This window comes from Natroniella acetigena, from assembly GCF_023227745.1.
In the GTDB taxonomy this organism is placed as follows: Bacteria; Bacillota; Halanaerobiia; order Halobacteroidales; family Halobacteroidaceae; genus Natroniella; species Natroniella acetigena.
On the sequence record NZ_JALKBX010000111.1, the window covers coordinates 1 to 1515 of the forward strand.

Genomic DNA, 1515 nt, shown 5'->3' on the forward strand with positions numbered 1-1515 from the left:
TAAATTATTTGAAATGGAAAAGGTAAAAGAATTAGAAGAATATTTAAACTAGGAGTAGGTCAACTTGTTGTTGATCTGCTCTTTTTTATTTTTAAGGTTTTAACTTAGAAGAAATTTTGTCTGAACGAAGCAAAAAGGACTAAGTCCAAGTCTAAGGTTGAGTAAAAGCTAAGTTCAGTTAAAAAAGGTTAGTCGAGGAAGGGTTGGTCGTTGGCCCGCTCGAAATTATTTTTGAAGTTTGCTGATATAAAGTTGAATTTTATATCAATATCCTGTAACTTTTGATAGTACGGATAATATGATGTTCCATGCCTGATCTTATTCTATTTCAAGTTTTTTAATTTCTTCTTGATCTTTTGGTTACTTTTTAATCAAGTTAAAAGTAACACGGAAGAAGGCTGGTTGTTAGCCTTTCCGTAACATGATTTTGATCTAAAGTTTTAAATTTACTTGAGTTTAACCTTAATCTGAAGCTAAAATTAGGGTATAATAACAAAAAGGGGGTATCAGAATGAGTTTAGAAGTTGAATTAAAACAACCAACCGAAATTATAGCTAAATATAATATAAAATTGTTAGTAGTCTTTGGCTCTTATGGAACTCGATTCATGACTGAAAAAAGTGACTTAGACTTAGCCTATTTGAGTAAAGATCTATTAACCAAAGACCAGGAGCTTCAACTGTTGCACAATCTAATTAATTTCTATCAATATGGGAATATTGATTTGGTTAATCTTAAAAAAGCAACGCCAGCTTTGAAATTTGAGGTTGCTAAAAAAGGTAGAGTGCTTTTTGAAAGGGAAGATGACTTTTTACAATTTCAACTATATGCCTCTCGAGTCTTTGCTGATACCAAGCATTTAAGAGAGATGAGAGAAGAAGTTTTAAATGAAAAAATTAAAAATCTGTAGGTGATAAAATGAAGACTTCAATTGTGGATAAGATGATTAAGATGGAAGAGTACTTACAAGAGATCAAAAAATATAAACCCCAAAGCTATTCTAAGTATATTAATAACAAGCAAATAAAATATGCTTTAGAGAGATTGGTCCAATTAGTTATAGATTTAGCTTTAGATATTAACAATATTATTATCAAACAAGAAGGCGAATATCCAGCTAGTGATTATTACAGTTCTTTTATTAAATTAATTGAAATAGGTGTTTTAGAAGAAAGCTTTGCTTATGATATTGCTCCCAGTACTGGCTTAAGAAATAGACTTGTTCATGAATATGAAGAAGTTGATGACAAGATAGTTTATCAAAGTTTGGATAAGGTGTCTGATTACTATGTCAGATATCTTAAAGAAGTAAATAATTATTTAGGTTAAGAAAATAGAATTTAAAGGTTTGGGATTCGAAGGAAATTTTGTCTGAACGAAGCAAGAAAGGACTAAGTCCAAGTCTAAGGTTGAGGCTGAGTAAAAGCTAAGTTCAGTAAAAAAAGGTTAGTCGAGGAAGGGCTGTTCTTTGGCCCGCTCGAAATTGCTTTTGAAGTTTGTTAGAAGAGAAATAAA

The 1515-nt window shown here is 30.8% G+C and carries 2 protein-coding genes; both read left to right on the plus strand.

Annotated features, from left to right (window positions below):
- Positions 1–511: 511 nt before the first annotated feature.
- Positions 512–910 (plus strand): type VII toxin-antitoxin system MntA family adenylyltransferase antitoxin, encoded by a 399-nt coding sequence (gene mntA / locus MWH25_RS12740; RefSeq protein WP_248628029.1) that lies wholly within the window; start codon positions 512–514, stop codon positions 908–910.
- Positions 911–918: 8 nt separating this feature from the next.
- A complete protein-coding gene (gene hepT / locus MWH25_RS12745) occupies positions 919–1329 on the plus strand; it encodes a type VII toxin-antitoxin system HepT family RNase toxin (protein ID WP_248628030.1) in 411 nt (136 codons plus the stop codon).
- The last annotated feature ends 186 nt before the right edge of the window (positions 1330–1515 follow it).

What these genes read in the sequence shown, in the direction of transcription:
- mntA (WP_248628029.1), top strand. Translation starts at nt 512, where the DNA reads ATGAGTTTAGAAGTTGAATTAAAACAACCAACCGAAATTATAGCTAAA.
- hepT (WP_248628030.1), top strand. Translation starts at nt 919, where the DNA reads ATGAAGACTTCAATTGTGGATAAGATGATTAAGATGGAAGAGTACTTA.